This window comes from Pseudonocardia sp. HH130630-07, from assembly GCF_001698125.1.
GTDB lineage: Bacteria > Actinomycetota > Actinomycetes > Mycobacteriales > Pseudonocardiaceae > Pseudonocardia.
Genome location: NZ_CP013854.1, coordinates 590,763 through 613,911, shown reverse-complemented (window position 1 = coordinate 613,911; position 23,149 = coordinate 590,763). Strand labels below are relative to the sequence as shown.

The following is a 23,149-nucleotide window of genomic DNA, read 5'->3' as shown; positions in this document are numbered from 1 at the left end:
CGGTCGCAGAACTGGAGCGCCGCAGCATGAGGTACACCGTGTCGATCGAGATCGCGCTGCCGCGGGAGCGGGTCGTCCAGCTGCTCGCCGACCCCACGCACCTGCCGATGTGGCTGCGCGGCCTGGTGCTGCACGAGCCGTTGAACGGGCTGCACGGGCAGGTCGGGACCGAGTCACGCGTCGTGCTGCGGACCGGGAAGCAGGACATGGAGGGCACCGAGACCATCACCCGCCGGGAGCCGGCGGACCTGCACGCGATCCCGGCCGGCACCGTCGTCCACTACGACCGCGAGCTCGTCGCCGAGGGGATGTGGAGCGCCGCGCGCGAACGGCTGACCGAGGCCGGCCCGGGGGCGACCCTCTGGGTGAGCGAGAACGAGTACCGGTTCGACGGCACGCCCATGCGGCTGCTGGCTCCCGTCCTGCGCGGCGTGTTCCGTGCGCAGTCGCGACGGCACATGCGGGACTTCAAGGCGTTCGCCGAGCACGGGACGGACGTCCGGGACACGGCGGGCTGAGCCGCTGCGGCCCCACCTGTCCGAGCCGGACATGACCGGTGTCCGTGGCCGGAACCGCTCACCCGGTCAGCGATGTCGCGGCGTGGGTGTGGCCGGGGCCCGGGACCCTGCGCCGGGTGGGCGGGCGCGGGGTCGGGTCGACGGCGCGCCCGTCAGGTCCGGCCGCCGGAAGGGTGGACCGCGGCGATGCCCGCCAGGATCAGGTCGATCCCGGCCAGGAACTGCTCCCGGTCGTCGTGCTCGCGCAGCTGGCCCGCCACGGCGCGCACGAAGGCGAACTCGGTGGGGTCCAGCCCCTCCCAGGTCGTCGCGACGGTGTCGAGGAACCCGGAGCGGGAGCCGTCCCGCTCGCTCCCGGCCCGGCCGTTCGCGGCGTTCTGACCCGCGGCGCCCAGGACGTAGTTCACCAGGGTCGACGCCGTCGTGAACCACGTGGCCTCGGGAGCGCCGAGCGCGCGGACCGGGCGGCCGACCCGCTCGAGGATCACCGTCGGTGCCGGTCCCGCCGGCCCGCGGGCGAACTGCGTGCCGAGCCGGGTGGCGAGCCACGGGTGGTCGTCGACCGCGTCGAACAGGGCGAGCGCGACGGCGTGGATCTCCTCCGCCGGGGTGCGAACGGGTGCGCCGGGGCCGGGGGAGAGCGCGGTCGCGACGACGGACTCGGTGGCGGCGGCGAGCAGCTCGTCCTTGTTCGCGACGTGCCAGTAGAGCGCGCCGGGGCCGGTGGCGAGCCGGTCGGCGAGCGCCCGGAACGTCAGGCCCGGCTCACCGGCGGCGTCCAGCAGGGCGACGGCCGTGTCGACGATGAGTCCGCGGGAGAGCCCCTGGGCGCGCCGCGGTGTCCGGGATGCCATGGACGTCATCTTGACAGCTCTGGAACATCGTTCCAACATGGTGTGGAACGCTGTTCCAGAGATGAGGAGTCGTCATGTCCGTTCCGGTCACGATCGTGGGCGCCGGTCTCGGTGGTCTCGTGCTGGCGCGTGTGCTGCACCTGCACGGTGTCCCGGTCACGGTGCTCGAGGCGGAGGCCTCGCCCTCGGCGCGGTCCCAGGGCGGGATGCTCGACATCCACGACGACACCGGGCAGCCCGCGCTGGCGGCCGCCGGCCTGCTCGACGGGTTCCGCGCCCTGGTCCTGGAGGGGCGCGAGGCGACGCGGGTCCTCGCGCCGGACGGGACCGTGCTGCTCGACGAGCCCGACGACGGGACCGGCACCCGTCCGGAGGTGCAGCGCGGCGAGCTGCGCCGGTTGCTGCTCGACGCGCTGCCGTCCGGGACCGTCCGGTGGGGATGCAAGGTCACCGCGATCCGCGCCCTGGGCGGCGGCCGGCACGAGGTGACGCTCGCCGACGGCACCCGGCTCGGCACCGATCTGCTGGTCGGGGCGGACGGTGCGTGGTCCCGGGTCCGCCCGTTGCTCTCCGGGGCGGTACCGGGGTACGTGGGCACCGCGTTCGTCGAGACCTACCTGTACGACGCCGATACCCGGCACCCGGCGGCCGCCGCCGCGGTCGGGTCCGGGGCCCTGCTCGCGAACGTCCCCGGCCAGGGGATCCAGGCCCACCGGGAGAGCGGCGACACCCTGCACGCCTACGTGGCGCTCACCCGCCCGCGAGCCTGGTTCGACGACATCGACTTCGGCGACCCGGGCGCGGCGACCGCGCGGATCGCCCGGGAGTTCGACGGGTGGGCCCCCGAGCTCACCGCGCTGATCACCGACGGTGACACCGCACCCGTCCTGCGCCCGCTGTACGCGCTGCCGGTCGGGCACCGCTGGGACCACACGCCGGGCGTGACGCTGGTCGGGGACGCGGCGCACGTCGCGGTCCCGAACGGTGAGGGGGCCAACCTCGCGATGTACGACGGGGCCGAACTCGCGCGCGCGATCGTCGCGCATCCGGGCGACACCGGGGCCGCGCTCGCCGAGTACGAACGGTCGCTGTTCCCGCGGATCGCCGAGGCGACCGCGGAGGCGGCCCGGGACTTCGACCTGTGCTTCGGCGAGCACGCACCGGCCGGCATGATCGATCTCCTCACCGGCGCCGCCGCGCACCGGTGAGTAGGACGGTCCTGCTCCGGTTGCCTGACCATCAGCCCAGGTCGTGCGCGTAGCGCAGCTCGCCGACCTCCACGCCCGCGATCCGCTCGTGCCGGGCGGTCCCGTCCGGCCGCCATCCGGTCGCCGCGTAGAAGTGCTGTGCCCGCGAGTTGGTGTCCAGAACCCAGAGCACGGCGCTGCGGTAGCATCTCGCCAGTGCGTGGACGCTTCCGCGCATCAGCGCCCGGCCGCATCCGTGGCGCCAGGCCTCCGGCGCCACGTAGAACGACCGGACCTCCCCGACGAGCCGCGGGTCCCGATCCTCGTCACGGACCGGGGACAGATCGGCGAACCCGGCGATCGAGCCGTCGTCCGGGGTCACGACGAGGGTCCCCTGCCGGGGCCAGGACGCGGCGGTCAGCGTCGAGCGCCACCGGGGGAGACGCTCGGCCGGGTCGAGCCCGTCGAGCACCTCGTCGGGGAGCAGGCCGCGATAGCCGGCCCGCCAGGCCCGGACGTGCACCCCGGTGATCGCCGCGGCGTCGTCGGGACGGGCCGGGCGCACCCGCACGCCGGGCACCGGCTCAGCGCCCGGCGAGCCGGTCGACCTCGTCCTTGGCCTCCTTGAGGCCGGCACCGGTCGCGTCGCGGTACGCCTTGACCGCGGCGACGGTCTTCCCCTCCCCGAGCAGCTGCTCGACCCGGCCGAGCTCCGGCTGCTCGTAGGCGATCCCCAGGTGGTCGAGCAGGCCGTCGAGCTTGCGCTCCACCCGCGCGAGCCGGGCCTGCTGCCCGGCCCGCTCCCGGCGCTCCCCGCTGAGCGCACCGCCGGCGGCGAGCAGCAGGCCGACGCACGCCAGCGCTCCGGCGACGATCACGACGTAGTCCATGCGGCACAGCGTAGGAGTGACCGTGTCCGCGCCGGGAACGGTCGGGTCCGCCGGGGACCCGGTGCGGGCGGTCACACCCAGCGACATCGATCTTGCACGACGACACGACAGGCGGAACAACAGTGGCTTGCGATCCCGTGACGCGTTGTCCAGGTATGAACGTCGACGCTGACGACCACACCGCCCCGATCCTCGACCGAGCCCAGGTGGCCGAGCTGCGCCGGGCGGAGCACCGGCGGACCGAGGTCGAACCGGCGCCGCCCCCGGAGGATCCCGACCCGGCGACCGGAGCGTGGCTCGTGCTCGTCGTCCTCGGCAACGTCGTGGTGCTCGTGATGCTGGCCCTCATGTTCCTGCTGGGCTGAGGCGTCCGGGTCAGCCCGGATCCAGGTAGAACTCCACGGTGCGCGCCGCGGCAGCCGCGGCGGCGTCCCCGGTGACACCGTCCACCCCGGACGCGCCGTGCGCCGTCCCCCACAGGGTCGCGCAGTGCCGGGTCCGCTCCCGGCCGAACTCCGTGTCCTCCAGGACGTCGGACGGGCGTCGCGGGTCCCCGGCGAGATGCATCGCCAGCGGGACGAGCGAGAACTCCCAGCCGATGCCCGCCGCGGCCGGGCCGAACCGGTGCCAGTGCTCGTCGGCGGGGACCTCGTGGCACAGCTCGAGGTCGGTCCCGCCGGAGACGGCGGCCAGCGTGAGCCGCACGGTGCTCACGCTGCCCTCGTACTCCCAGCTCACCCGCAGGGTGTGCGGCGGGCTGCACTGCTGCACGGTGCCCTCGGTCCCGCTATCGGTCAGGGTGTAGCGACCGCCCTCGCGCAGATCGCCGGAGACCGGCTCGAACCAGCGGGCCAGCCGGGCCGGATCGGTCCACGCCTGCCACACCTCGTCCGTCCCGGCGGGGTAGTGGCGGTACAGGGTGATCGTGCGGGTCGGTCCCGAACCACCGACCGCGCGGCGGTTCCGGTCGAACTCGGCGACGAGGTCCACGGCAACTCCATTCGTTCTGACTTATATCAAGCAAGAACTATAGAGCACGGCCCGGTCGACACCGGACTCGGCGAGTGATGATCCTTGTGCCCCGCGTCACAATCGGGGAGGGTCGACCCACCGTCGCAGGGGCGTCGCAGGGGAGAGGAACACGGATCCATGGCGATCGAGAACCCGTACTACACCCACGAGTTCCACGGCGACTACGACCTCGTCGGGCTCGGTGAGTTCGCGCTGGAGGAGGGCGGGGTCATCCCCGACCTGCAGCTCGCCGTCGCCACCTTCGGCACGCTGAACGCGGCGAAGGACAACGCGATCCTGGTGACCACCTGGTACTCCGGCACCCACCAGATCTTCCGGGACGTCTACATCGGTCCCGGGCACGCGCTGGACCCGGAGCGGTACTTCGTCGTCGTCGTCAACCAGATCGGCAACGGCCTGTCCACCAGCCCGCACAACGCGTCCGGTGCGAACTCCGCGATCGCCATGTCGCGGTTCCCGCGGGTCCGGATCGGCGACGACGTCCGGGCCCAGGAACAGCTGCTCCGGGAGCACTACGGCATCGAGTCCCTGGCGCTCGTCGTGGGCGGTTCGATGGGGGCCCAGCAGACCTACGAGTGGATGGTCCGGTTCCCGGGCCGGGTGCGGCGGGCCGCGCCGATCGCCGGTACCGCGCAGAACACCCCGCACGACTTCCTGCACACCAAGGCGCTGGTCGAGGCGATCACCTCGGATCCCGGATTCGCCGGCGGCGAGTACACCTCGAACGCCGACGTCGTCGACGGGCTCCGCCGGCACGCCGGCATCTGGGCGGTGACCGGGTTCTCCACCGAGTTCTGGAAGCAGGAGCTGTGGCGCGGGCTCGGGTTCGAGTCCCGCGACGGCTTCCTGGAGGGGTTCCTCGAGCCCTACTTCACCGTCATGGATCCGAACGACCTGCTGTGCATGGCCTGGAAGTGGCAGCGCGGCGACGTCGCCCGGCACACCGGCGGGGACCTGGCCGCGGCGCTGGGCCGCAACGAGGCGGTGGCCAGGATCCTGCCGATCAGCGAGGACATGTTCTTCCCGGTGCGCGACCACGAGTCCGAGCTGGAGCTGACCCCGCACGCGACGATCCGGGTGATCGACGACCTGTGCGGGCACCTCGGGCTGTTCGGGCTCGTGCCGACCTACCTGCCCCAGATCGACCGGCACCTGCAGGAGCTGCTCGACACCGAGGCGTGAGGGGTCACGCGCCGGGGCGGACCGGCCAGCCCCCGGTCCGCAGCGCCTCGGCGAGCCGCTCCCGGTGTTCGGTGAGGGTGTGCCCGGACGCGGCGACCTCGTCGGTGACCACCCGGAACGCGGCGTTCACCGAGGCAGCGAGCAGGCGCACCGCCGGTTCGTCCGGGGTGCGCCCGAGCCGGGCCGCGAGCATCTCGGCGAGCGTCGGCTCGGCCTGCTCCTGCAGGACCAGCCACACCGCGCGCAGCGCCGGGGAGTCGTGGGTCATCCGCACGACCGCGAGCACCGCGTCGGTGTCCTCCCGCTGCGGGCCGGGCACGAAGGTGTAGGCGTCGCGCAGGTGCGGGGCCAGCTCGCCGCCGGGCGGCCAGGACCGCAGCACCTCCCGGAACCCGTCGATCGACGCCGTCAGCAGCGGCTCGACGCAGCTCTCCTTCGTCCGGAACAACCGCCACAGGGTCCGCTCGGAGATGCCGGCGGCGCGGGCGATGTCGGCCCCGGAGGTGCGGGTGACGCCGTGCTCGCGGAACAGCCGGACGGCGACCCGGGAGATCGCCAGCCGCTGGGCGCCCCGGTCACGTTCGGTCACCGGCGGGCGGCCGCGGCGGGTGGTGGTCGCGTCCTGGTCCGGCACGGCTACCTCCTTCCCGGGATCCGGGTGTTCGTGACGTCGACACCCTAAGCGGTCACATTTATGGCAGATAGTGCCAATAAATCGTAGGGTGAGGGCACCACCACCCAGGGAGGACGCCCGATGACCCTCGCCGCCGAACGCCCGCAGCTCCCGTTCACCCGGCCGAACCTGCTCGAGATCGCCCCGTTCTACGACGTCCTGCGCCGGGAGGCGCCGATCGCAGCCGTCACCACCCCGGCCGGTGATCCGGCGTGGCTGGTCACCCGGTTCGCCGAGGTCCGCGACCTGCTGGGGGACAAGCGGTTGGGCCGCTCGCACCCGGAGCCGGAGAAGGCGTCGCGGATCCACGCGGCCGCGGTGCTGGACGGCCCGTCGGGTGACTACGACTCCGAGGAGCAGGAGCACACCCGGATGCGCCGGCTGCTCACGCCGGCGTTCTCGGCGAAGCGGATGCGCCGGCTGTCCGCGCACGTCCAGGAACTGGTCGACGGCTACGTCGACGCGCTGGTCGCCGACCGGGAGAGCGCGTCCGACGGCGTCGCCGACCTGCACACCCACCTCGCCTTCCCGCTCCCGGTGGCCGTCATCTGCAGCCTGCTCGGGGTGCCCGAGGCCGACGGCGACTACTTCCGCGCGCTGTCGGACCGCATGGCCACCTACTCCGGGCAGGACGCGCACGACGCCCGCGAGGAGTTCGGCCACTACATGGCGGGCCTCGCCGAGGGCAAGCGGGCCGAGCCCGGTGAGGACGTCATCTCCGACCTGGTGCAGGCACAGGCGCAGGACGAGACGTTCGGCTACCCGGAGATGGTCCGGCTGTGCGTCGGCCTGCTGTTCGCCGGGCACGAGACGACGGTGAACCGGATCGGCCTCGGCGTCCTGTTCCTGATGAGCAACCGCGACCAGTGGGACGCCCTGGCCGCGGACCCGGACGGCCGGATCGACGCCGTGATCGAGGAGATCATGCGGCTCGGTGCCCCCGGGGACCTCGGACTGCTGCGGTACGCGCACACCGACGTCGAAGCCGGCGGGGTCGTCATCGAGCGCGGGGACGCGGTGATCCTCTCGGTCAACGCGGCCAACCGGGACGCCGGGGTGTTCGACGACGCCGAGACGTTCGACCCGGACCGGGCCGAGCGCGGCCACGTCGGTTTCGGGCACGGCCCGCACTTCTGCATCGGCGCGAGCCTGGCGCGCACCGAGCTGCGGGCGGTGTTCGCGACGCTGGCCCGGCGACTGCCGGAGCTGCGCCTGGCCGTCGGGATGGACGAGCTGGACGTCCGGACCGACCACATCACCGGCGGCGTCCGCAGCCTGCCGGTCACCTGGACGGGGGCGGCCCGATGAAGGTGGCGGCCGACCAGGAGCGCTGCGTCGGGTCCGGGCAGTGCCTGCTCACCGCGCCCGAGGTGTTCGACCAGCGCGACTCCGACGCGATCGTCGAGCTGCTCGACGCCGAGCCGCCGGAGTCCGAGCACGCCGCGGTGCGGCACGCGGCGGCGGGCTGCCCGGCCGCGGCGATCACCGTCCACGAGGGCTGACCGTCCTCCGATGAGTCCGGGACGCCTCCACGGTCTGCCCTCGTGTACGACGACGGACGACCGTGGAGGCACCTCGTGCGCACCCTGGCCATCACCCAGAACATCACCCTCGACGGAGCCGTGGAGATGCTCGGCTCCTGGTTCGACCCGACCGCCGGGACCGGCACCGACCTGCACGCCGAGATGCTCCGGCACGACGAGACCTGCGACGCCGTCCTGCTGGGCCGCCGGACCTTCACCGACTTCCGCGGGTTCTGGCCGGAGCAGACCGCCGACGAGACCGGTGTCACCGACTACCTGAACCGGGTCGCCAAGTACGTCGTCTCCTCGACACTGACCGACCCGCGGTGGCGGAACTCCAGGATCCTCTCCGGTGACCCGGTCGCCGAGGTCCGCGCGCTGAAGGAACAGCCGGGCCAGGACATCGTGGTCACCGGCAGCATCACGCTCTGCCACACGCTGATCGCCGCCGGGCTGGTGGACGAGCTGCGCCTGTTCCACTACCCGGTCGTGCAGGGCGCGGGGCGCGGCCTGTTCCCGGCCGGCTGGTCGCACGAGAAGCTGACCCGGACCGACGCGAAGTCGTTCACCGGCGGCGTGACCTACACCTGCCACCGCGTGGTCTGACCGGGCTCACTCCTCCTGGGCCGCGGCGCGCTCGACCCGGTTGCGCACGGCCCGCGACACCAGGAGCCCGGCGACGACGGCGACCACCAGGCCGACCCAGGAGAAGCGCTTCAGCCAGGTCTCGGCCACGATGCCGAGCGCGTAGATCGCCGCGACCGTGCCACCGGCCCACAGCACGGCACCGGTCGCGTTCGCGGCGAGGAACGCCGGGTAGCGCATCTTCATCGTCCCGGCCAGCGGTCCGGCGAGGATGCGCAGGATCGCGACGAACCGGCCGAACAGCACCGCCCAGACGCCGTGCCGGTCGAAGATCCGGCGCGCGACCCGGATGTGCCCCGGGCCCATGTGCTTGGGGAACCGGCGGCCGAGACGGTCGAGCAACCGGGTGCCGTATCGGCGTCCGACGGAGTACCCGATCGAGTCGCCCACGATCGCCCCCGCCGCCGCGCACGTCGCGACCAGCACCGGGTCGACGGCCGATCCGGGCCGCGCGGCCAGCAGCGCGGCTCCCACCAGCACGATCTCGCCGGGCAACGGGACCCCGATGCTCTCCACCCCGACCACGCCCGCGCAGAGCAGGTAGACGGCGAGCGGGGGGATCGTCAGCAGGAGCGAGTCGACGTGCACGCCCCCCAGTTCATCACGATGCCGTATCGGTGCTGCGGGGAGCGCCGACTCAGGGCATCATGCGCGCACGTGAGCACACCGCTGGAACACGTGTTCCTGGCCGCGCACGAGGACCTGCCGCGCGAGGCGCCCGGATCGGAGGAGACGACGGCGCTGCTGCTGCAGCTCGCCGGCGAGCTGCCCGACCGGCCGCGGATCGTCGACATCGGTTGCGGGACCGGACCGGCGACCCTGCCGCTGGCCGCGGCGACCGGTGGCACGGTGACCGCGGTGGACACCCACGAGCCGTACCTGCAGCGGCTGCGCGGCCGGGCCGCGACCGCCGGCTTCGGCGACCGGGTCCGGACGCTGGTGGCGCCGATGGACGACCTGCCGCTGCCGGACGGGGAGGCCGACGTCGTCTGGTCGGACGGGGCGGCCTACATCATGGGCTTCGACGCGGCGCTGGCCGCGTGGCGCCGGCTGCTGGCCCCGGGCGGGGTGCTGGTGCTGACCGAGGCGGAGTGGACGACGCCCGAACCGTCGCCGGGGGCCAGGGAGTTCTGGGACGAGGCGTACCCGGCGATGCGGACCACCGCCGACAACGTCGCCGCGGCCCAGCGCGCCGGGTACACGGTGGCGGCCACCTACCTGCTGCCCGACGCCGACTGGGCCGCCTACTACCGGCCGCTGGCGGCCCGCATCGAGCTGCTGCGCGAGGAGGGCGTCGACCCGGCCGGCCTCGACGCGGTCGGCCGGGAGATCAGGGTCCGCGAGCAGCACGGGACGGAGTACGGCTACACCGCCTTCGTGCTGCGCCCGCGCTGAGCCCCCGCCGCGGCGAGGTGCACGTACCGGATCGCCTGCCGGTAGTAGGTGTAGGCGACGTGCAGCCCACCGTCGGCGGCCGGGAGCACGCTGGGGTAGGAGAACTCCCGGTTCCGCCGCCCGCGTGAGTCGTTGACCAGGCAGAAACCGTCGCCGGTCTCCAGGTCGCGGCGGTCCGGCCAGGTCCGGCCGCCGTCCGCGGACAGGGCGAGGGTCATCGGGGCCCGGGGGGCTCCCCAGAATGCGCCCTCCCGGACGGCGTCGGGGGTACCGACGGCCCCGACGGCGCCGCTGTCGGAGATCTCGTCGTAGAGCGACGCCCGGCGGGCGGTCGCGTCGGCCCGCGAGCTGGGGTTGCCGACCAGGGCGAGACGGCCGTCGGGCAGCGCGGTCACCTGGATCGAGGAGTTGTTGTTCGGCAGGTTGACCGGCTCGGGAACCGTCCAGGTGTCGCCGTCGTCGGTGGAGACCGAGCGGTGCACCGCGTCGGCCCGGCGGCTGCGGTAGAACGCGGCCAGCGAGCCGTCCGGGAGTGCCACCACGTTCATGTGCACCTGGCCGGTGCTCCCCGGCACGGTCACCTCGCGCCAGGAACCGCCGTCGTCGTCGGAGACCAGCACGACGGAGGTGTCGAGGTCACCGGCCCACCGTCCCTCCGGCGGGGTGACGCAGTGCCAGACCGGCAGCAGCCACCGGCCGGTGCCGGTGACCACCACCGGCTGCCGGACGAACAGCCCGCCGCCGTCGCCGGCCGGGAACAGGGTGCGGGGTGCGTCCCAGGTCCGGCCGCCGTCGGCGGAGGTCCGCAGCCGGACCTCCGCGGTGTCCTGGTTGCCCGCGACCTGCGCGGTCCACAGCAACCACACCGTGCCGGACGGGCTCAGGAACAGCAGCGGGTTCTGCTCCGAGCGGTCCGGGTCGTGCGACAGCACGACCGGCTCGGTCCACCGGTCGGCGCCGGGCTCCAGCCGGGACAGCCGCACCCCGATGTCGCCGACACCCTCCTGGGTGCCGCCGAACCAGACGCAGGCCAGCACCCCACCGGGCAGCTCGGCGAGGTTCGCGGCGTGGTTCTGCACGTCCAGGACCGAGAGCAGGGCGTCCCGGCGGTCCGGCTCACCGGGGTGCGGGCGGAGCAGGCCGTCGGTGGGGCCGGGCAGCTCGGCCGGGGCGCCGCCCGCCCCGCCGGCGGCGGTCACGGGGTGACCCCGGAGGCCGCGGGGACGGCACCGGCGAGCGCGGAGCGCGGCTTGCGCCCCCGGATCGCGGCGGGATCGAGCGCGGCCGCACGCAGCTGCCGGGTGACCTCGTGCGCCGGCGAGCCGAGGACGTCGGCGGTCCGGCCGGACTCGACGACCCGGCCGTGGGACAGGACGACCACGTGCTCGCTGATCTCCCGCACCACCCCCAGGTTGTGCGCGATCACCACGAACGTCAGCCCGGTGTCGCGGCGCAGCTCGCGGAGCAGGTCGAGCACCTGGGCCTGCACCGAGACGTCGAGCGCCGAGGTCGCCTCGTCGCAGACCAGCAGCTCGGGGTCGCTGGCCAGGGCGCGGGCGATCCCGATCCGCTGGCGCTGGCCGCCGGAGAACTCGGCGGGCCGCCGCTGGGCCGCCGAGGCGGGCAGCCCCACCCGGTCCAGCAGCTCGACCGCCCGGCGGTCCCGCTCGGCCCGGCCCCGGATCCCGCGCAGGGCGAGCGGCTCGCCGACGATCCGCCCGGCGGTGAGGTGCGGGTCCAGCGAGCCGTACGGGTCCTGGAAGATCATCTGGACCTTCCGGCGGTGCGCCCGCAGCCGCCGTTCGGGCAGCGTCGCGACGTCGACGCCGTCGAGCTCGATACTGCCGGCGTTCGGCCGGATCAGCCGGACCAGGCTGCGGGCGATCGTGGACTTGCCGCAGCCGGACCCGCCGACCACGGCCAGGGAGCCGCCGCGGTCGACGGACAGGTCGACGCCGTCGACCGCCCGGAACGGGCCGAAGTCCACGGTGAGACCGCGGACGGCGAGATGCGGGGTCATGGGGTCGCTCCCTGCAGGGTGGGGACGGCGGCGATCAGCGCCCGGGTGTATTCCTCGCGCGGCGCGCCGACGACCTGCTCCACCTCGCCGGACTCCACGAACACCCCGGAGCGCATGACGTGGATCCGGTCCGAGACGAGCCGGGCGACGCCGAGGTCGTGGGTGATGAGCAGCATCCCGACGCCGGTGCGTTCCTGCAGCTCCAGCAGCAGGTCGAGGATCCCGGCCTGCACCGTGACGTCGAGCGCGGAGGTCGGTTCGTCCGCGACGATCAGCCGCGGTTCCCCGGCCAGCGCGACCGCGATCAGGACCCGCTGCAGCATGCCGCCCGACAGCTGGTGCGGGTAGGCCCGCCACTGCGTCTGCGGGCGCGGCACGTGCACCTGCTCCAGCAGCGCGATCCCGCGCTCGCGGATCGCGGCCCGGCCGGCCCCGGGAGTGCGCAGCCGGAGTGCGTGCCCGAGCTGCGCGCCGACGGTGTGCACCGGGGACAGCGCCGTCATCGGGTCCTGCGGGATCAGCGACACCCCGCGACCGCGGATCGTGTCCAGCGCCCGCGGGTCGGCCAGCACGTCGACGGGGCCCGCGTCCGCGCCGAGCGCGTAGCGCACCACCCCGGTGACGACGGCGGTGCCGGCCGGCAGCAGCCCGAGCACGGCCATCGCCGTCGTCGACTTGCCGGAGCCGGACTCCCCGATCAGGGTCACCGTCTCACCCGCGCCCACGTGCAGGTCCACGCCGTCGACCGCGCGGACCACGCCGCGCCCGGTGACCAGCTCCACCTGCAGGTCCGCGACCTCCAGCAGCGGCGTCACGACGTGGCCCCCTTCGCCCCGAAGCCGAGGAACCGGGGCCGGCCGACGCCGCCGGAGCGGTCGCGCAGGCCGTCGCCCAGCAGGTTCACCCCGACCACCAGCAGCACGATCACCAGGCCGGGCAGCGTGGCGATTCACCACGACGTCGTCACGTAGTCCTGGCCGTCGGAGACGATCCGGCCCCAGGTCGCGAACGGCCGCTCCGGCCCGGCGCCCAGGTAGGACAACGCGCTCTCCAGCAGCACCGCCTGGGCGAGCAGCAGCAGCACGACCAGCGACGCCGGCTTCACCACGTTCGGCACCACGTGCCGGACGAGGATCGCGGCCCGGCCGAGCCCGAGCGTGCGGGCCGCGTCGATGTAGGGCTTCCCCCGCTCGACGAGCACCAGCGACCGGGTCAGCCGGAACACCTCGGGCCACTGCGCCACCGCGATCACCGCGGTGATCACCGGGATCGACGACCCGAACAACGCGACGACCAGCAGCAGCATCATGAGCAGCGGCAACGCCATCTGGGCCTCGGCGAGCCGGGACGCCAGCGCGTCCATTCAGCCGCCGCCGAACCCGGCCAGCGAGCCCAGCACCAGGCCGATCAGGCCGGACACGCACACCGCGAGCACCCCGACGGTGAGCGACACCTGCCCGCCGGACAGCACCCGCGCGAGCAGGTCGCGGCCGAGCTGGTCGGTGCCGAGCAGGTGCCCGTCGGTCAGCGGCGGGAGGCGGCGGGCGGACAGCTCGGCCGCGTTCGGGTCCGGCAGCGGGAGCACCCGGGCGAACAGCACGGGCAGCACGACCAGCGCCGTGCACACCGCGCCGATCCAGATCTTCACCCGGGACGCCCTGGCCTGCCGGTGGGCGGGCGCGGCCGCGGCGAGCCGTGGGGTGACCGCGCTGGGCCGCGGTTCGCGGGTGTCGGGCACGGTGGCGGTCATGCGGACTCCTTCCCGAGCCGCACCCGCGGGTCGAGCAGCGGGTAGGCGAGGTCGATCAGCAGCTGGACGCCGATCGCGAGCGCGGCGGTGACGAGCACCGTCGCCTGGATCAGCGGGTAGTCGCGGGTCTCCAGGGCGCGGACGACGAGCGAGCCGACGCCGGGCCAGGCGAACACCACCTCGACGACGACGACGCCGTTGAGCATCGCGGCGAACCGGGTCCCCAGCGCCGTCAGCACCGGGATCGCCGAGTTGGCCATCGCGTAGCGCCAGACGAGCGAGCGTTCGCCCGCGCCACGGGAGCGCGCCACGGTCAGGTACGGCGCGGACAGCGCACCCGTCATCTCGCGGCGGACCAGCCGGGAGATCAGGGCGATCTGCAGGACCGCGACGGTCAGCGTCGGCAGCACCAGCCCGGACCACGTCGCGAAGCCCGAGGCGGGCAGCACCGGGACCAGCACCGAGAACAGGGTGAGCAGCATGACGCCGCTCCAGAAGTCGGGCATCGACTGCCCGGCGACGGTGAGCACGTCGCGCCCAGCTCGCGGCCGGTGTCGGCGCGCCGGGCCATCCAGATGCCCAGCGGCACCGCGACCAGCGTGGTCACCACGACCGCCGACACGGCGAGGGTGATCGTGTACGGCACCCGGCCGAGCACCACGTCGAGTGCCGGTGCGGCGAAGGAGTAGCTGGTCCCCAGGTCCCCGCGCAGCAGGTTGCCCAGGAACGTCAGGTACTGGGTGAGCAGCGGCTCGTCCAGCCCGAGCTGGGCCCGGATCCGGTCCAGGTCCTCCGGCGACGCGGTCGGCCCGGCGTAGGCCGCAGCCGGGTCCCCGGGGGCCAGCCGGACCAGCACGAACACCGTCGAGACGGTGAGGAAGATCGTGAGCAGGCCCTGACCGACGCGTAGCAGCGCGTACCGGGCGAGCCCGGCCGCCCGGGACCGGTGCCGGCCCGCCGCGGCGGGCCGGCCCGGCCGGGCCGGCGGGTGCGGTCGTGGCGGTCATGCCGATGCCCCCAGCGCGACGGTGGTCAGGTCGTAGGAGTTGGTGGGCAGCAGCTCGATGCCCGACACCCTGGCCCGCCGGGCCTGCACGACGTCGGGGACGAACGCCCACAGGCACGGCCAGGTGTCCCAGATCTGCTGCTGGGCCCGGTCGAGCACGGCCTGGCGGCGGGCCGGATCGGTCTCGGTGGCCGCCGCGTCGAGCGTCCTGGCGACCTCCGGCACGACGTAGCCCTGGTAGGTGTCGCGGGTCCGCTCCTTCTCGGCGGTCCCGCCGTACATGCCCTGCAGGACCGTCGCGGCCTCGCCGGTCGGCCCGGCGAAGCCGTTGCCGAGCACGTCCCAGTCGCCGCCGCGGCCCTGCCGCCAGGCGGAGATGTCGCCGCCTGGCTGGAACTGCTGCAGCCGGGTGCGGACCCCGACCCGGCCGAGCATCCCGGCGACCGACTCCATCACCGAGGTGTCGGCCGGGAACTCGCCGGACTCCCAGATGATCGTCAGCTCCAGGTCGGTGACCCCGGCCGCGTCGAGCAGCTGCCGGCAGCGGCCCGGGTCGTAGCGGTACCCGCCGGTCTCGACCGCGCCGGTGAGCGCGGAGGCGACCACCCCGCGGGCGGGCTGGACCGAGCCGACCAGCACGTCGCGGGCCAGCGCCTCGCCGTCGACGGCGTAGCTGAGCGCCTCGCGCACCCGGGGGGCGGCCAGCGGGTGCCCCGGCAGCTTGCGGAAGTTGTAGAACAGCTGGTTGGTGCGGGTGCTGGGGGAGCGGTCCAGGACGACCGACGGCAGCCCGGCGAGCTGCTCGGCCGAGTCCGGGGTGATGCTGTCGATGACGTCCAGCTCGCCGGAGCGGATCGCGACGACCCGGCTGGACTCCTCGGGCACGAACCGGACCTGCACCGCGTCCAGGGCGGCCGGGCGTCCCCAGTAGTTCTCGTTGCGGACCAGCGTGTAGTCCCCGGTCCCGCTGTTCGCCTCGGCGACCCGGAACGGGCCGGACCCGACCCCCTCGGACAGTTCCTCGGGCCGGTTCGCGGCCGCCGGGGTGATCATGACGTTCGCCATGAGCAGGTCGAGCACCGGGACCGGGGCCATGGTCCGGAGGCGGAACGTGCGCGCGTCCACCGGGACGACCGTCGGCAGCTCGGGGAACAGGCTGGCGATGAAGCCGCCGTTGACGGCGCCGTAGCAGCGCAGGGCGACGTCCACGTCGGTCACGGTGACCGGGCTGCCGTCGGAGTAGCGGACGCCCTCGCGCAGCCGGACCGTCCACTCGGCCGGGCCGGTGCGGACGAACCGGTCGGCCAGCACGGGCTGGGCGACGAGGCCCGGGCCGACCCGGGTGAGTGCCTGGCGGACGGCGCGCTGCACGGTGACGGCGCCGTCGAACTGGTTGAGCTTGTTGTCCAGGCTGACCAGCGAGCGGTTGAGCCCGAGCACGAGCGTCCCGGGGCCGGGGGCGCCGGTCGGGCCGGCGCAGCCGGTGAGCGGGACGGCGGCGGTCCCGGCGACGGCCAGCGCGGTCCACCGCAGGAACGCCCGGCGGTCGAGCCGCGGGCCGGCCTGTCGGTCAAGGGTCATCGTCGACCTCCGGAGCGGATGAGGGTCACGGCGGGAGACCGCCGGACCCGGCGGCTCCTACGTTCGCACTGATTGCGCGTTGTGCGCAAGAGTTGATGTGAGTCGCGCATTGCGCGCATATGTGGGCACAGTGGGTGAGCCCGACGAGCAGAAGTGGATCAGGGCGCGTGAAACGCGCAGATGATCAGGCGGCGCCGTCGGCCGTGTCGGCCACCGTGACCGCGACACCGGTGCCGCGCAGCGCGGCGAGCTGGGCGGTGTCCGCGGCCGGGTCGGTGATCAGCGTCCAGCCGGGTTCGAGCCGGGCCCAGGCGTGGAACGGCCTGCGGCCCAGCTTGTCCGCGTGCGCCAGCACGTAGACCGCCGCGGCGCGGCGGGCCATCAGTTCCTTCAGCCGGGTCTGGGCGAGCTCGGCCTCGCAGAGACCGCCGTCGGTGGTGACCCCGTCCGCACCCAGGAAGGCCCGGTCGAAGCTGAGGTGCTCCAGGGCGGCCTCGGCCAGCGGCCCGACGAAGCCCTGGCTCACCGGGCGCAGCGTGCCGCCGAGGCAGTGCACGGTGACGCCCTCGGCGTCGGCCAGCTCGCCGAGCGCGGTCAGGCCCGTGGTCACCACGGTCAGGCCGGGGATCCCGCGCAGCTCGTGGGCCAGCGCCCCGACCGTCGAACCGGCGTCGAGCAGGACGGTCTCCCCGGGCCGCACGAGCGCCGCCGCGGCCCTGGCGATCGCGCGCTTGGCGCCGAACGCCTCACCGATCCGCTGCCGCAGCGACGTCTCGGGATGCGCGGACAGTGCCATCGCGCCGCCGTAGGTGCGGGCCAGCCGCCCCTCGGCGGTCAGCTGGGCGAGATCGCGCCGGATCGTGGACGCGGTGACGTCGAAGACCTGGGAGAGCTCCTCGACGCTGGCGAGGCCACTCGTCGTGGCGAGCCGGACGATCTCGTCCCGGCGGGCCCGTGATCCGCGGGGCGGCATGCGCGTCACGCTACCGGTCGGGCGGCGAGCTCCACGGCCTGGCGCAGCGCCTCGACCATCGACCCGGCGTCGGCCCTGCCGGTGCCGGCGATGTCGAACGCGGTGCCGTGGTCCACCGAGGTGCGGATGACCGGCAGCCCCACGGTGAGGTTCACGCCGTTCTCGATGCCGAGCACCTTGACCGGCCCGTGCCCCTGGTCGTGGTACATCGCGACGATCAGGTCGTAGTCGCCCCGCCCGGCCAGGAAGAACGCGGTGTCGGCCGGGAGCGGGCCGCGGACGTCGATCCCGTCGGCGCGCAGCACCTCCAGCGCGGGGACGATCTTCTCGTCCTCCTCGCCGTAACCGAACAGGCCGTTCTCCCCGGCGTGCGGGTTGATCCCGCAGACGCCGATCCGCGGTGCCGGGGTCCCGGCGCGCACCAGCGCGTCGTGCCCGCGGCGCACGGTCCGCTCGACCAGGCCGGGCTCGATCCGGGCCACCGCGTCGATCAGGCCGATGTGGGTGGTCACGTGCACGACCTTCACCGTCGGCGTCGACAGCATCATCGACACCTCCTCGGTGCCGGTGAGGTGGGCGAGCAGCTCGGTGTGCCCGGGGTAGCGGTGGCCCGCGGCGTGCAGGGCCTCCTTGTTCAGCGGTGCGGTGCAGATGGCCTGCACCCGCCCGGCGACGGCGAGCGCGGCCGCGGTCTCGACGTAGCGGTACGCGCCCTCGCCGGCCACCGCGGAGACCTCGCCCCACGGCAGGTCGGCGGGCAGCTCGCCGACCCCGAGGACGCACACCCGGCCGGGGCCCGGCTCGGCGTCCTCCACCCGGTCGACGGCGACGATCTCGGCCGGGTGCCCGAGCACCTGCGCGGCCCGGCGCAGCCGCCCGGCGTCCCCGATCACGACGGGCCGGCAGCGGCCGAGCACGTCCGGGTGCACCAGTGCCGGGACGATCACCTCGGGTCCGATCCCGGCGGCGTCGCCCATGGTGACGGCGATGGTCGGGAGGGGTACGCCGGACCCGGCGGGAACCTGCGGGGGGACGGTGGCGGTCATGCGGCTGCCTTCCGATCGGTCTGTCCGGTGGGGATGGTCGGGGGCCCGGCCGGAGCCGGTCGCGCGGTCGGCCCGGTGGGCGCCGACGGCGGCGGCCATCGCGGTCAGCGAGCCGTCGTCGCCGAAGCTGCCGGGCCGGGTGACGACCTGCCGCCCGCCCGCGCCGGCGCTGCGGACCGCGCCGTGCGCGACCTGGCCGAGCGGGACGAGCCGGTCGGTGTCCAGCGCGTCGAGCACCCGGCGGGCGGTCTCGCCGCCGGTGAGGAGCAGGTGCGGGCCGCCGGGGCCGCCGGCGAGCGCGGTCGCCGCCGCGGTCAGCGCGGCGCCGACCGCGGCCGGGTCGGCCCGCAGCTCCGGGTCCGGTCGCAGCACGGTCACGCCCGGTGCGACCGGGCCGGTCGGCACCGGGTCACCGGGGCGCAGCCGGAACTCGGTCGCGCCGTCGGCGAGCAGCCGGGCGACCTGGCGGGCGGCCGCCGGCTCGGCCGAGCCGACCACGGCGAGCACCGGCCGCGGCGTTCCGCCGGGCCGGTCCCCGGCGCCGAGGCCGGGCCGGCCGGTGGCCCGGCCGAGTGCCGCGGCGAACCCGCCGGAGCCCGCGGTGGCGGCACCGGCCGCCACCGCGGCGGTGGCGATCCGGTCCAGGTCGGCGTCGGTCTCGGCGTCGCACAGCACGACGGCGTCGCGGTACAGCGCCCGCACGATCGCGAGCTGCGGGTCGCGGCGCAGCTCCGCCACCCCGACCACGGCGGCCCCCGGTCGCCCGGTGGCGGTTCGCAGGTCGGCCGGGGCCGGGCCGGGCTCCATCCGCCACGCGTCGGTGTGGTGCAGCGGGACGCCGTCCAGGTGCACGACGCCGTCGCGCACGGTGCGCCCGGCCGCCGGGAGCGCCGCCGCGACGACGACCGGCTCGTGCCCGGCGAGCACCCCGATCCCGGCGGCGACCGCACCCCGCAGCAGCGAGTCGATCTTGAGGAAGACGTGGGTGCCGGGCGCCGCGGTGCCGAGCGCGCGCCGGGTCCGCTCCGCGGCGACGCCGGCGGGTGCGGCCCGGCAGTGCAGGTCGACGACCGTCAGACCGGCCGGCCGGACCCGCTCGCGGACACCCGGAGCAGCCGGGTCGGCGGAGCCGGTGGGGTCGGCGGGTTCGGTGGGTTCGGTGGGTTCGGTGGGGAGGTGCAGCAGGATCGCTGCGGGCTCGCCGGGTACGGCCAGCACGGCCGCGGTCTCGGCGGCGCCGGAGAGGTCGTCGGCCAGCACGAGGACGGGCGGACGGGTCACGGGGCACCTCCCTCGGGCGTCGTCGCGGGGCGCGGATCGCTGCGCCGGTCGTGCACATCATGCAGGAGATGCGCGCTCCGTGCGAGTATTTCTGCGCACATCGAGCGGATTGGTCGGCGTTCTTGCGCGAACCGCGCAGACTGTGTCATGTTTCTGGCCGCGCATTCGCGCCCACCGACCCTCCGGCGGCCGACCCCGGCGCCGCCGCCACGGACCAGAACGGGATGTCGATGACGACGACCGACGACACCGCGGACCCCGCCCGGACCGGCTCGCCCGATCCGTACGCGCTGGACCCGGTCGACGTCCGCCCGCCGCCGACCACGTTCGGCGGCCGCCTGCGCCATCTCGGCCCCGGGCTGATCCTCTCCGCCGCGGTCGTCGGGTCCGGTGAGCTGATCACCACCACGGCGCTCGGCGCGAAGGCCGGTTTCGTGCTGCTGTGGCTGGTCGTCGCCAGCACCGCGGTCAAGGTGTGGGTGCAGATGGAGCTGGCCCGCTGGGCGATCCTCTCCGGCAAGCCCGCTCTGGAGGGCTACGCGCAGGTCCCGCCGCGGATCGGCCGGATCAGCTGGATCAACGTGCTGTGGATCCTGATGGACGGCGCGAAGATCCTGCAGCGCGGCGGCATCATCGGCGGCACGGTCGCGGCGCTGAGCATCCTCTGGCCGATCGTCGGTGAGCCGCTGTCGTTCCCGTCGCTGCTCACCTGGACCGTGATCACCGTCGCGAGCGTGCTGTTCCTGTTGCGCACCAACCGCTACAGCGTGGTCGAGAAGGCCTGTTTCGTGGCCGTCGTGCTGTTCACACTGGCCACCGTCGGGCTCGCGCTGGGCCTGCCGCTCACCCCGTTCGGTTACGGCGGCGACGACCTCGCCCTCGGTTTCGAGTTCCTGATCCCGGCCGGGACCCTCGGCTTCGCGATCGCGATGTTCGGCATCACCGGCGTCGGCGCCGACGAGATGACCACCTACTCCTACTGGTGCCTGGAGAAGGGCTACGCCCGCTGGACCGGCCCGGACGACGGCACCGAGGAACGCGCCCGGCGCGCCGAGGGCTGGCTGCGGGTGATGCGCCTGGACGTGTTCGTGTCCTGGCTGGTGTGCACGGTCTGCACGCTGTCGTTCTACGTGATCGGCGCGTCGGTGCTGCATCCGCAGGGCCTCGTCCCGTCCGGGAACGAGATGATCACGACGCTGTCCCGGATGTACACCGACACGCTCGGCGAGTGGGCCATGTACGCGTTCCTCGTCGGCGCCGTCGCGGTGCTGTACTCGACGTTCGTCGCCTCCACCGCCAGCGTCCCGCGGCTCTGGACGCACACCCTGTCGCTGCTCGGTGTGCTGGACTGGCGGGACCGGGCGGCCCGCGAGCGGTGGATCCGGATCCTGACGATGACCATGCCGCCGGTGTGGGCCCTCGGGTACCTCCTGGTGCAGTCGCCGGTGCTGATGGTGCAGATCGGCGGCATCGCCGGCGGGGTGTTCCTGCTCGCCGTCGTGGTCGCCGTCTGGTACCTGCGCACCACCGAGGTGGACCGCCGGGTCCGGTCCAACCCGCTGCTCACCGTCGCGCTGGTCGTCTCCAGCGTCGCGGTCACCGCACTGGCCGTCTACTCGCTGCTCGACACGCTCGGCGTGGACTTCGGAGGATGACCCGCATGCCCCGTGTACTGATCACGACCCCGAGCTTCGGCGCACGCTCGGACGCGCCGTGGGCGGCGCTGAAGGAGGCCGGGCTGGAGGCGGTCGTGCACACCGACCGGCACCCGCTGCCCGCCGCCGAGCTGGCCCCGCTGCTGCTCGGGATCGACGCCGCGATCGTCGGGCTGGACGAGGTCACGGCGCCGGCGCTCGGGGCCGCCCCGCAGCTGAGGGTGCTGGCCAAGCACGGCGTCGGGGTCGACAACATCGACGTCGCGGCCGCCGTGGCCCGCGGCGTGACGGTCGTCAACACGCCCGGGGCGAACACCGGGGCCGTCGCGGATCTCGCGTTCGCGCTGCTGCTCTCGCTGGCCCGCCGGGTCCCCCAGGCGCACGCCTCCACGGCGGCCGGGCGCTGGGAACGCTTCTTCGGCCCGGAGCTCGCCGGGCGCACCCTCGCGGTGATCGGGTTCGGCCGGATCGGGCGGGCCGTGGCCCGCCGCGCCGCTGGCTTCGACATGGACGTCGTCGCGCACGACCCGTTCCTGCCCGGCACCGAGGCCGCGGGCGTCCCGCTGCTCACCCTCGACGAGTGCCTGGCCCGGGCCGACGCCGTCACCCTGCACCTGCCCGGCGGCTCCGGGGCACCGCTGATCGGCGCGGCCGAGCTCGCCGCCATGCGGCCCGGCTCGTACCTGGTGAACACCGCGCGCGGCGACCTGGTCGACGAGGCCGCACTGGCCGCCGCCCTGCACGACGGCCACCTGGCCGGGGCGGGCGTGGACGCGTTCGCCGTCGAACCACCGGCCGGGAGCCCGCTGCTCACCGCGCCGAACGTCGTCCTCACCCCGCACGTGGGTGCCGCGAGCGACGACGCCAACGCCGCGATGGGCTCGATGGTCGTCGCGGACATCACCCGGGTGCTCAGCGGTGAGCCGCCCGCCCACCCCGTCGGCTGAGGGAGAACGCGCATGCAGACCACCGAGGTGCCCGGCACCGACCTGGCGGTGTCCCGCCTGGTCCTGGGCACGATGAACATCGGCGACACCGTCGACGCCGACGGCGCCGCCGCGATGCTGGACGCGGCCGCCGAGGCCGGCATCACCATGATCGACACGGCGAACGGCTACTCCGGGTCGCGCTGCGAGCCGATCCTCGGCGAGCTGCTTCGGGCCCGGCCGGGCCGGTTCGACGTGGCCAGCAAGGTCGGCATCCCGCACCCCGACGCCGGGGGAGCACCACCGCTGTCGCGCAAGGCGATCCACGCCTGCGTCGAGGGCTCGCTGAGCCGGCTCGGGGTCGAGAAGCTCGACGTCTACTACCTGCACCAGCCGGACCGGGCCACGCCGGTCGCGGAGACCCTGGAGACGATCGCCGAGCTCGCCGACGCGGGCACGATCGGCGCGCTGGGGGTCTCCAACTTCGCGGCCTGGCAGATCTCCGAGCTGCGGCACGCCGCGCTCGCGGCCGGGGCCCCGCAGCCGGCGTTCTCCCAGCCGCTCTACAACCTGCTCGCCCGCCGGATCGAGGAGGAGTACCTCGAGTTCTCCCGGACCGCGGGCCTGTTCGACATCGTCTACAACCCGCTGGGCGGCGGCCTGCTGTCCGGGCGGCACTCGTTCGACGCGCCGCCGTCGGACGGCCGGTTCGGCTCGTCCGGGCTGGCGACGATGTACCGCGACCGCTACTGGAACGAGGGCCTGTTCCGGGCCGTCGAGGCGCTGTCCCGGGTCGCTGCCGACGCCGGCCTCGGGCTGCCCGAGCTGGCCCTGCGCTGGCTGGTCGGCCGGGAGGACGTCGGCGCGATCCTGGTCGGCGCGTCGAGGGTCGAGCAGCTGCACGCCAACGTGGCCGCCGCCGAGCGCGGCCCGCTCCCGGACGACGTCGTCGCCGCCTGCGACGCCGTCGGGGCCGACCTGCGCGGGCCGGTGCCCGCCTACAACCGCTGAG

Annotated in this window: 27 protein-coding genes; 11 read left to right on the top strand and 16 right to left on the bottom strand. The window is 74.5% G+C overall.

Annotated elements, in window-relative coordinates:
• Positions 1-26 precede the first annotated feature (26 nt).
• Positions 27-518, top strand: coding sequence for an SRPBCC family protein (locus AFB00_RS02990; protein ID WP_068795931.1), 492 nt, complete (start codon positions 27-29; stop codon positions 516-518).
• Positions 519-670: 152 nt separating this feature from the next.
• Here AFB00_RS02990 and AFB00_RS02985 read toward each other — a convergent pair whose 3' ends face one another.
• Entirely contained in the window at positions 671-1,372 is a 702-nt protein-coding gene (locus AFB00_RS02985) for a TetR/AcrR family transcriptional regulator (protein ID WP_197519731.1), read from the bottom strand.
• 74 nt (positions 1,373-1,446) lie between these two features.
• Here AFB00_RS02985 and AFB00_RS02980 point away from each other — a divergent pair, with 74 nt between their 5' ends.
• Positions 1,447-2,580: an FAD-dependent oxidoreductase gene (locus tag AFB00_RS02980; protein WP_068795929.1), complete on the top strand. Its 1,134-nt coding sequence runs from the start codon at positions 1,447-1,449 to the stop codon at positions 2,578-2,580.
• 31 nt (positions 2,581-2,611) lie between these two features.
• Here AFB00_RS02980 and AFB00_RS02975 read toward each other — a convergent pair whose 3' ends face one another.
• Both AFB00_RS02975 and AFB00_RS02970 read right to left on the bottom strand, forming a co-directional pair.
• Positions 2,612-3,130, bottom strand: a complete 519-nt coding sequence (locus tag AFB00_RS02975) for a GNAT family N-acetyltransferase (protein ID WP_068799959.1) — start codon at positions 3,128-3,130, stop codon at positions 2,612-2,614.
• Between the two features lie 13 nt (positions 3,131-3,143).
• Positions 3,144-3,449, bottom strand: a complete 306-nt coding sequence (locus AFB00_RS02970; RefSeq protein WP_068799958.1) for a hypothetical protein — start codon at positions 3,447-3,449, stop codon at positions 3,144-3,146.
• 155 nt (positions 3,450-3,604) lie between these two features.
• Between AFB00_RS02970 and AFB00_RS02965 the strand changes: the two genes are divergently transcribed.
• Complete coding sequence (locus tag AFB00_RS02965; RefSeq protein ID WP_068795928.1) at positions 3,605-3,814, top strand: hypothetical protein; 210 nt, start codon at positions 3,605-3,607, stop codon at positions 3,812-3,814.
• A gap of 10 nt (positions 3,815-3,824) precedes the next feature.
• On the opposite strand, the gene AFB00_RS02960 is transcribed toward AFB00_RS02965, so the two are convergent.
• Complete coding sequence (locus AFB00_RS02960) at positions 3,825-4,439, bottom strand: SRPBCC family protein (RefSeq protein ID WP_068795927.1); 615 nt, start codon at positions 4,437-4,439, stop codon at positions 3,825-3,827.
• 159 nt (positions 4,440-4,598) lie between these two features.
• On the opposite strand from AFB00_RS02960, the gene AFB00_RS02955 reads away from it, so the two are divergent.
• Positions 4,599-5,663, top strand: coding sequence for an alpha/beta fold hydrolase (locus AFB00_RS02955; protein WP_068795926.1), 1,065 nt, complete (start codon positions 4,599-4,601; stop codon positions 5,661-5,663).
• 4 nt (positions 5,664-5,667) lie between these two features.
• On the opposite strand, the gene AFB00_RS02950 is transcribed toward AFB00_RS02955, so the two are convergent.
• Entirely contained in the window at positions 5,668-6,297 is a 630-nt protein-coding gene (locus tag AFB00_RS02950; protein WP_231974195.1) for a TetR/AcrR family transcriptional regulator, read from the bottom strand.
• Positions 6,298-6,417: 120 nt separating this feature from the next.
• On the opposite strand from AFB00_RS02950, the gene AFB00_RS02945 reads away from it, so the two are divergent.
• The 3 genes from AFB00_RS02945 to AFB00_RS02935 all read left to right on the top strand — a co-directional run bounded on the left by AFB00_RS02945 (position 6,418) and on the right by AFB00_RS02935 (position 8,465).
• Positions 6,418-7,644 carry a cytochrome P450 gene (locus AFB00_RS02945; RefSeq protein WP_068795925.1) on the top strand — a complete coding sequence of 409 codons (1,227 nt, stop codon included), beginning with the start codon at positions 6,418-6,420 and terminating at the stop codon, positions 7,642-7,644.
• Positions 7,641-7,838 carry a ferredoxin gene (locus AFB00_RS02940; RefSeq protein WP_068795924.1) on the top strand — a complete coding sequence of 66 codons (198 nt, stop codon included), beginning with the start codon at positions 7,641-7,643 and terminating at the stop codon, positions 7,836-7,838. Before AFB00_RS02945 ends, AFB00_RS02940 begins: the two co-directional genes overlap by 4 nt.
• Before the next feature lie 75 nt (positions 7,839-7,913).
• Positions 7,914-8,465 carry a dihydrofolate reductase family protein gene (locus AFB00_RS02935; protein WP_068795923.1) on the top strand — a complete coding sequence of 184 codons (552 nt, stop codon included), beginning with the start codon at positions 7,914-7,916 and terminating at the stop codon, positions 8,463-8,465.
• Positions 8,466-8,471: 6 nt separating this feature from the next.
• Here the strand turns inward: AFB00_RS02935 and AFB00_RS02930 are convergent, their stop codons facing one another.
• Positions 8,472-9,092 carry a DedA family protein gene (locus tag AFB00_RS02930; RefSeq protein WP_068795922.1) on the bottom strand — a complete coding sequence of 207 codons (621 nt, stop codon included), beginning with the start codon at positions 9,090-9,092 and terminating at the stop codon, positions 8,472-8,474.
• 69 nt (positions 9,093-9,161) lie between these two features.
• Between AFB00_RS02930 and AFB00_RS02925 the strand changes: the two genes are divergently transcribed.
• The gene (locus tag AFB00_RS02925) at positions 9,162-9,899 is read left to right on the top strand and encodes a class I SAM-dependent methyltransferase (RefSeq protein ID WP_068795921.1); all 738 of its coding nucleotides are present in this window, start codon (positions 9,162-9,164) and stop codon (positions 9,897-9,899) included.
• Here AFB00_RS02925 and AFB00_RS02920 read toward each other — a convergent pair.
• The 10 genes from AFB00_RS02920 to pdxA form a co-directional block, all read right to left on the bottom strand.
• The gene (locus AFB00_RS02920; RefSeq protein WP_197519730.1) at positions 9,869-11,098 is read right to left on the bottom strand and encodes a sialidase family protein; all 1,230 of its coding nucleotides are present in this window, start codon (positions 11,096-11,098) and stop codon (positions 9,869-9,871) included. The genes AFB00_RS02925 and AFB00_RS02920 overlap by 31 nt on opposite strands.
• The gene (locus AFB00_RS02915) at positions 11,095-11,919 is read right to left on the bottom strand and encodes an ATP-binding cassette domain-containing protein (protein ID WP_068795920.1); all 825 of its coding nucleotides are present in this window, start codon (positions 11,917-11,919) and stop codon (positions 11,095-11,097) included. The genes AFB00_RS02920 and AFB00_RS02915 overlap by 4 nt, the downstream gene beginning before the upstream one ends.
• The gene (locus AFB00_RS02910; RefSeq protein WP_068795919.1) at positions 11,916-12,734 is read right to left on the bottom strand and encodes an ABC transporter ATP-binding protein; all 819 of its coding nucleotides are present in this window, start codon (positions 12,732-12,734) and stop codon (positions 11,916-11,918) included. The genes AFB00_RS02915 and AFB00_RS02910 overlap by 4 nt, the downstream gene beginning before the upstream one ends.
• Positions 12,735-12,868: 134 nt before the next feature.
• On the bottom strand, positions 12,869-13,282 hold the full coding sequence (locus tag AFB00_RS34550) for an ABC transporter permease subunit (RefSeq protein WP_231974193.1): 414 nt from the start codon (positions 13,280-13,282) through the stop codon (positions 12,869-12,871).
• The gene (locus AFB00_RS34545) at positions 13,283-13,669 is read right to left on the bottom strand and encodes a hypothetical protein (RefSeq protein ID WP_231974191.1); all 387 of its coding nucleotides are present in this window, start codon (positions 13,667-13,669) and stop codon (positions 13,283-13,285) included.
• Positions 13,666-14,151 carry an ABC transporter permease gene (locus tag AFB00_RS34540; protein ID WP_231974189.1) on the bottom strand — a complete coding sequence of 162 codons (486 nt, stop codon included), beginning with the start codon at positions 14,149-14,151 and terminating at the stop codon, positions 13,666-13,668. The genes AFB00_RS34545 and AFB00_RS34540 overlap by 4 nt, the downstream gene beginning before the upstream one ends.
• A complete protein-coding gene (locus tag AFB00_RS34535; RefSeq protein WP_231974187.1) occupies positions 14,064-14,531 on the bottom strand; it encodes an ABC transporter permease in 468 nt (155 codons plus the stop codon). The genes AFB00_RS34540 and AFB00_RS34535 overlap by 88 nt, the downstream gene beginning before the upstream one ends.
• A 141-nt stretch (positions 14,532-14,672) precedes the next feature.
• Positions 14,673-16,256: an ABC transporter substrate-binding protein gene (locus AFB00_RS02895; protein WP_068795918.1), complete on the bottom strand. Its 1,584-nt coding sequence runs from the start codon at positions 16,254-16,256 to the stop codon at positions 14,673-14,675.
• A gap of 184 nt (positions 16,257-16,440) precedes the next feature.
• Positions 16,441-17,229: a DeoR/GlpR family DNA-binding transcription regulator gene (locus AFB00_RS02890; protein ID WP_068795917.1), complete on the bottom strand. Its 789-nt coding sequence runs from the start codon at positions 17,227-17,229 to the stop codon at positions 16,441-16,443.
• A 5-nt stretch (positions 17,230-17,234) separates the two neighbouring features.
• Positions 17,235-19,556 carry a 4-hydroxythreonine-4-phosphate dehydrogenase PdxA gene (gene pdxA / locus AFB00_RS02885; RefSeq protein WP_068795916.1) on the bottom strand — a complete coding sequence of 774 codons (2,322 nt, stop codon included), beginning with the start codon at positions 19,554-19,556 and terminating at the stop codon, positions 17,235-17,237.
• 230 nt (positions 19,557-19,786) lie between these two features.
• On the opposite strand from pdxA, the gene AFB00_RS02880 reads away from it, so the two are divergent.
• Genes AFB00_RS02880 through AFB00_RS02870 form a run of 3 tightly spaced genes read left to right on the top strand, consistent with a single transcriptional unit; the run spans position 19,787 to position 23,148 of the window.
• Complete coding sequence (locus AFB00_RS02880) at positions 19,787-21,211, top strand: Nramp family divalent metal transporter (RefSeq protein WP_068799955.1); 1,425 nt, start codon at positions 19,787-19,789, stop codon at positions 21,209-21,211.
• Positions 21,212-21,216: 5 nt separating this feature from the next.
• Positions 21,217-22,158 (top strand): phosphoglycerate dehydrogenase, encoded by a 942-nt coding sequence (locus tag AFB00_RS02875; RefSeq protein ID WP_068795915.1) that lies wholly within the window; start codon positions 21,217-21,219, stop codon positions 22,156-22,158.
• Between the two features lie 12 nt (positions 22,159-22,170).
• A complete protein-coding gene (locus AFB00_RS02870; RefSeq protein WP_068795914.1) occupies positions 22,171-23,148 on the top strand; it encodes an aldo/keto reductase in 978 nt (325 codons plus the stop codon).
• Position 23,149 lies beyond the last annotated feature (1 nt).